We start from the raw sequence: 5955 nt of genomic DNA on the forward strand, positions 1-5955 counted from the left end.
ATGCTGATGGGGCCGTTGTAGTCGATGGCGTTCAGCATGCGGAAGACGTCTTCCCAGGGGACGTCGCCGTGGCCTGTGGAGACGAAGTCCCAGCCCCTTCTCGGGTCGCCCCAGGGGAGGTGGGAGCCTAGGCGGCCGTTGCGGCCGTTGAGTTGTTTGCGGGATTCCTTGCAGTCGACGTGGTAGATGCGGTCCTTGAAGTCCCAGAGGAAGCCGACCGGGTCGAGGTCTTGCCAGACGAAGTGGCTTGGGTCGAAGTTGAGGCCGAATGCTGGGCGGTGGTTGATGGCTTCCAAGGTTTTCACCGTGGACCAGTAGTCGTAGGCGATTTCGCTGGGGTGGACCTCGTGGGCGAAGCGGACTCCTACCTCTTCGAAGACGTCGAGGATGGGGTTCCAGCGGTCGGCGAAGTCCTGGTAGCCGCGTTCGATCATGGACGGGGGTACCGGTGGGAACATGGCTACGGTGTGCCAGATGGAGCTGCCGGTGAAGCCGATTACCGTGTCCACGCCTAGTTTTGCGGCTGCTCTGGCGGTGTTCTTGATTTCCTCTGCTGCTCGTTGGCGGACGCCTTCCGGGTCGCCGTCGTCCCAGATCCTTGCCGGGAGGATGGCCTCGTGGCGTTCGTCGATCGGGTGGTCGCAGACCGCTTGTCCTACCAGGTGGTTGGAGATGGCCCAGACCTTGAGGTTGTACTTGGCGAGGATGTCGTGCCTGGACTGGACGTAGGCGTCGTCCGTTTGCGCCCTCTCGACGTCGTAGTGGTCGCCCCAGCAGGCGATCTCCAAGCCCTCGTAGCCCCACTCGCCCGCGAGGCGGCAGACCTCTTCGAAAGGCAGGTCGGCCCACTGGCCGGTGAAGAGGGTCAGCGGTCGGGCCATGATTCCTCCAGGTGGTCGAGCAGGAGCTGTTTGACATCGGTGGCTCGCACGCGGTCGCGGGCGAACCTCGGGGAGCTGCTGAGCAGCAGGGGGGCGTCCTCGTCGCCGTCCGGTAGGCGGCCGTGGCTGCCCTTCACGCAGGTCGGGTCCAGTGGAACGGCGCGCATGGAGTAGCGCAAGCCGAGTTTCTTCCTCGCGAGGCTGAGCGCTGCCCGTGGTTTGACCCAGGGGTCGTTCGGGTCGAAGAAGAGTTCGGCCGGGTCGTAGCCCGGTTTGCGGTGGATCTCCACTCCCCTGGCGAAATCCGGTGCGTTCGTGTCGTCGAGCCAGTAGTAGTACGTGAACCAGGCGTCGGGGGTGGCGATGGCGATCAGGTCGCCGGAGCGCGAGTGGTCGACGTTGAAGGCCGCTTTGCCCTGGTGGTCCAGGAGTTGGTCTACGCCGGGGAGGGATTTGAGGACGTCGCGGACTCGGGGGAGGTCGGAGGGGTCCTTGACGTAAACGTGGGCGATTTGGTGGTCGGCCACGGCGAACGCTCGGGAGGTCCACGGGTCCAGGTACTCCATGCCCGCCTGGGTGTGGACGGTTAGGAGGCCTTCGCGGCGTAGTGCCCTGTTGATGTCGATGGGGTGGCGGGTGGGGGTGATGCCGTATTCCGACAGGGCCACGACGGTGGTGCCCTTGGCGTGGGCGGCATTGAGGAGAGGGGCTAGGACGGTGTCGAGTTCGGTTGCGGCGGCTGCTGCTTCGGGGCCGTCGGGGCCGAATCTTTGGAGGTCGTAGTCGAGGTGGGGGAGGTAGACGAGGGTGATGTCGGGGTGGTCGGTGTCGAGGAGGTGGTGGGCTGCTTGGGCGATCCATTTGGTGGAGGCGATGGATGCTGTGGGGCCCCAGTAGTGGAAGAGGGGGAACGGGCCGAGTTTGGTGGTGAGGCTGTCGTGGAGGGCTGGGGGCCACGTGTAGCAGTCCGGGGACTTGCGGCCGTCGGCGTGGTAGATCGGGCGCGGGGTGACGGTGAGGTCGACCTCCGCGCCCATGGCGTACCACCAGCAGACGTTGGCCACGCGGGTGCCGGGTGGGGTGGCGTGCCAGAGCTTCTCCCCCGTCACGAGGGCGTTGTGCTGGCGCCAGAGGAAGACCTCGCCCAGGTCGCGGAAGTACCAGCCGTTGCCGACGATGCCGTGGTCGCGTGGGGGCAGGCCGGTGAGGAACGTGGACTGGACCGTGCAGGTCACTGCCGGGAACACGGTGTCGAGCGGGGCGGTGAAGCCTGGCGCGGCCATCTTGCGCAGGTTCGGCATGTGGGGCAGGCACTTCGGGGTGAGGCCGACGACGTCCAGCACCAGCAGGCTCATCCGCGCACCTCCTCCAAGCCGAGGCCGCGCAGTTCGGCGCGCATCCAGTCCAGTTCCGCCGTCAGGCCGCGGATCAAGCCCTGGTCGCCGACCGGGCGGTCGGGCAGCACCTGCCACGTGTAGGTCTCGACCTCGACGTGGTCGGTCCACGCGACCGGGCCGCCGAACAGCTCCTTGAGCGTCGAGCTGAGCACGGACCTGGTGGTGTGCAGCGGCGGTTTGGGGTCGGCGTGCAGCGGGGCGTGGAAGTGCACGCGCCACGGCGAGTGGCCGGGCAGCCCTCCGGCGAGGGCGACGTCCAGGTCGTCGACGCCGTACGGGGTGCCCTCCCTGGTCTGGTGCAGGAACTTGCGCTCCACGAACGACTGGAGCGCGAAGCGGGTGGCCGGGTCGCGCGGGTTGCGGGCGTGCAGGGCGCAGGAGGCCTGGACCTTCACCACGGGCAGGCCCGCGGTGGCCAGCGCGTCCAACGCCGTGGCGGGGTCCTCGAACGCGACGGCGAGGTGGCAGGTGTCCAGGCAGATTCCGAGCCTGCCCTTGTCGACGCCCTGGAAGTGGGCGATGGCCTGGGTGGTGTTCTCCACGACGCAGCCGGGCTCGGGTTCGAAGCCGACGCGGATCGGGCGGGCGATCCGCGCCAGGCCCTCCGACAGCAGGTCGAGCTGGCGGGCGGCGCGGATGGACCGGGCGGGCGTCCACGGGGTGCGCCAGCCCAGCGGCAGCGTGGAGACGCTGCCGCGCGCCGCGTCGTCGGGCATCAGCGCCGCGAGCAGGCGGGCCAGGTCGAGGGTGTAGCGGGTGCGCCGGGGGTCGGCCCAGTCCGGGTGGTAGACCGCGTGCTTCACGACCGGGGCGTGGAAGCCCTGGTACGGGAAGCCGTTGAGGGTCACCACCTCCAGGCCCCGGTGGGCCAGTTCGGCCCGCAGGGTGGCGACGGCGGCGGGGTCGGCGACCAGTTCGGTGGCGACCGGGCGCGCGAGCCACAGGCCGAGGCCGAGGCGGTCGACGCCGAGGCGTTGGCGCACCGGTTCGCCGAAGCGGCGCAGCTGGTCGAGCACGCCTGCCAGGCTCTCGGCCGCGTGGACGTTGGTGCAGTAGGCGAGGTGGACGGTCGTGCCGTCGGAGTGGCGGAAGCGCACGGGGTCACCCCTGCCCGCGTCGGACGGAGCTGCCCTGGAACCCCGCGTTCGGGTCGACGTCCACTTCGGACAGGTCGAGGCGACCGCTCTTGCCGTAGAACTCGGCGGGGTTGCGCCACAGCACCCGGTCCACGTCGTCGTCGGTGAACCCGGCCGTCAGCATGGCGTGGCCGGTCTTCACCGCCTTGAGCGGGTCGCTGCTCCCCCAGTCGGCGGCGGAGTTGACCAGCATCCGCTCGGTGCCGTGCTCGCGCAGCACCGCGACCATCCGGCGTTCGTCCATCTTCGTGTCCGGGTAGATGGAGAACCCCATCCAGCAGCCCGAGTCGGCGACCATGGCGACCGTCAGCTCGTTGAGGTGGTCGACCACCACGAGGTCCGGGGCGATGCCGGACTCGCGGACGACGTCGAGCGTCCGCTTGGTGCCCTCGGCCTTGTCGCGGTGCGGGGTGTGCACGAGCACCGGCAGGGCCGCCTCGACGGCGAGTTCCAGCTGCGCGGCGAACACCCGGTCCTCCTCCGGTGTCATCGAGTCGTAGCCGACCTCGCCGACCGCGACCACGCCGTCCTTCGCCAGGTAGCGCGGGAGCAGGTCCAGCACGTCGAGGCAGCGCGGGTCGTTGGCCTCCTTGGGGTTCAGGGCGATCGCGCAGTGGTGCCGGACGCCGAACTGGGCGGCGCGGAACGGCTCCCAGCCGAGCAGCGAGTCGAAGTAGTCGACGAAGCTGCCGACCGACGTGCGCGGCTGGCCCTGCCAGAACGCGGGCTCCACCACCGCCAGCACCCCGGCGGCGCGCATCGCCCGGTAGTCGTCGGTGGTGCGGGAACTCATGTGGACGTGCGGGTCGAAGACGCGCATCAGGCCTCCCCGGCGAGGACCATCGGGACGTCGGCGGGCACCGGACGTCCGGCGGCGACGCGTTCGTCGGCGAACGCGCGCAGCATGCGGCGCAGTTCGTCGTCGACCCGCAGTGCGCCGATCTCCGCGAGCGGTATGCCCATGAAGACGCACTTGAGGACGCCCTGCCGGTAGGCGGGCGCGTCCAGGCCCGCCGACCCGTACGGGCCGAGCGCGGCGGTGACGAGGGTGGAGTCGTTGGTGCGCAACGCGTCCCGCACGAGCGGCAGGCCGAGGTCGCCGACCGGCAGCACGGACAGCGCCCGCAGCACCGCGCGCTTCTCGGCCGGGTCGCCGAACCGGTAGAGGCTGGTGATCTCGTCGGCCAGCACGTCCGGCGGCAGCGCGGCGAGCAGCCCCACCCGCACCTCGTCCGCGACCTCCGGCCCGCACCGGCGGCGGGCCACCGGGAACAGGGCCCGGATCGCCGTCGGGTCGGCGGTGATCCGCGCGACCGCGTCGGCCTGCCAGGCCGCGCCCCTGAGGAACGTCAGGGACCGGCGGGCGGTGTCGGGCGCGGCGTGGCTGTGCCGGGGCAGCTCCACGGCGACCAGGCCGCGGTAGCCGACCTCGTCCAGCGCCGCCAGCACGGGCGGGAAGTCGATCTCGCCCGCGCCGAACTCCAGGTGCTCGTGGACGTCCCGGCGCATGTCGTCGATCTGCACGTTCACCAGGTGCGGCCCGGCGCGGCGCACGCAGTCCGGCACGGACGCGGGCTCGACGCACCGGCAGTGGCCGACGTCCAGCGTCAGCCCGAAGAACTCCGGGTCGCCGAGCCGGGCCCGGAGCCGGTCGAAGCCGTCCAGGTCCGCGACCAGCATCCCCGGCTCCGGCTCGAACCCCAGCGGCACCCGGACCTTCGTGGCCGCTTCGACGAGCCGCGCGCACCCGGCGACCAGCCGGTCCCACGCCACGGCGTCGGGCACGTCCGGCGGCCGGACGCCGCTCCAGAACGACACCGCCTCCGCGCCCAGGTCGGCGGCGATGTCGATCGCCGCCGCCAGCAGGTCCAGCCGAGGCTCGTTGTCGGCGTGCAGCAGCGTCGGCGCGTGCTTGTGCCACGGGTCGAGCAGGTAGCGCGCCCCGGTCTCGACGACCACGGCGAGGCCGAGCCGGTCGAGGTCCTCGGCCAGCGCGGCCACGTCGGCCGCCAGCGTCGGCGAGAACGGGTCGAGGTGCTGGTGGTCGAGCGTGAGCGCGACCCCCTCGTACCCCAGGTCGGCCACGACCCGCAGCGCGTCGCCGAGCCGGTGGTTGGCGAACCCGTTCGTGCCGTACCCGAAACGCGGCCCGGTCATGTCGGCGACACCTTCCTGGACAGCTTGCGCGCCAACGGGAACAGGGCCGCGACGGCGAGCGCGGTGCGTGGACGGCCCGCGCGGGCGATCAGGCCCGCCTGGAGCGGGATCAGGCCGTGGATGCCCGCCCCCACCGCTCGTCGCACCTGGCGGGGCACCGGATCGCGGGCCGCCGCCAGGTGCGCCGAGCCGACGGTCACGGAGTAACCGCCGAGCAGCGCGCCCCCGAGCACCGGATGAGACGCGCCGACCTTCATCGCGACCAGACCGAGCGCCCCGGTCGCCGCCGCCGTGGTGGCGGGCAGCAGCGGGGTCGCGCCCGAGACCACGGACCGCGCCAGCACGGGTAACGCGACAGAGTGCTCGGCGACCGTGAGCGCGGCC

At 71.2% G+C, this 5955-nt stretch carries 5 protein-coding genes and 1 pseudogene; all 6 read right to left on the reverse strand.

From position 1 onward, the window contains the following. The coding region (locus ACFWW9_RS45570; protein WP_390389812.1) for a sugar phosphate isomerase/epimerase family protein at positions 1–881 on the reverse strand (881 nt) is incomplete at its 3' end. Next, complete coding sequence (locus tag ACFWW9_RS45575) at positions 866–2236, reverse strand: alkaline phosphatase family protein (RefSeq protein ID WP_390389813.1); 1371 nt, start codon at positions 2234–2236, stop codon at positions 866–868. The genes ACFWW9_RS45575 and ACFWW9_RS45570, both read right to left, overlap by 16 nt. Next, positions 2233–3375, reverse strand: coding sequence for a metabolite traffic protein EboE (gene eboE / locus ACFWW9_RS45580; RefSeq protein WP_390389816.1), 1143 nt, complete (start codon positions 3373–3375; stop codon positions 2233–2235). Before eboE ends, ACFWW9_RS45575 begins: the two co-directional genes overlap by 4 nt. Before the next feature lie 4 nt (positions 3376–3379). Then, positions 3380–4234, reverse strand: coding sequence for a TatD family hydrolase (locus tag ACFWW9_RS45585; protein WP_390389819.1), 855 nt, complete (start codon positions 4232–4234; stop codon positions 3380–3382). Continuing rightward, positions 4234–5571, reverse strand: coding sequence for an EboA domain-containing protein (locus ACFWW9_RS45590; RefSeq protein ID WP_390389821.1), 1338 nt, complete (start codon positions 5569–5571; stop codon positions 4234–4236). The genes ACFWW9_RS45585 and ACFWW9_RS45590 overlap by 1 nt, the downstream gene beginning before the upstream one ends. Next, a pseudogene (locus ACFWW9_RS45595) lies at positions 5568–5955 on the reverse strand (4-hydroxybenzoate polyprenyltransferase); the annotation flags it as partial. The pseudogene ACFWW9_RS45595 and the gene ACFWW9_RS45590, both read right to left, overlap by 4 nt.

It is taken from the genome of Umezawaea sp. NPDC059074 (assembly GCF_042738955.1).
Classification (GTDB): domain Bacteria; phylum Actinomycetota; class Actinomycetes; order Mycobacteriales; family Pseudonocardiaceae; genus Umezawaea.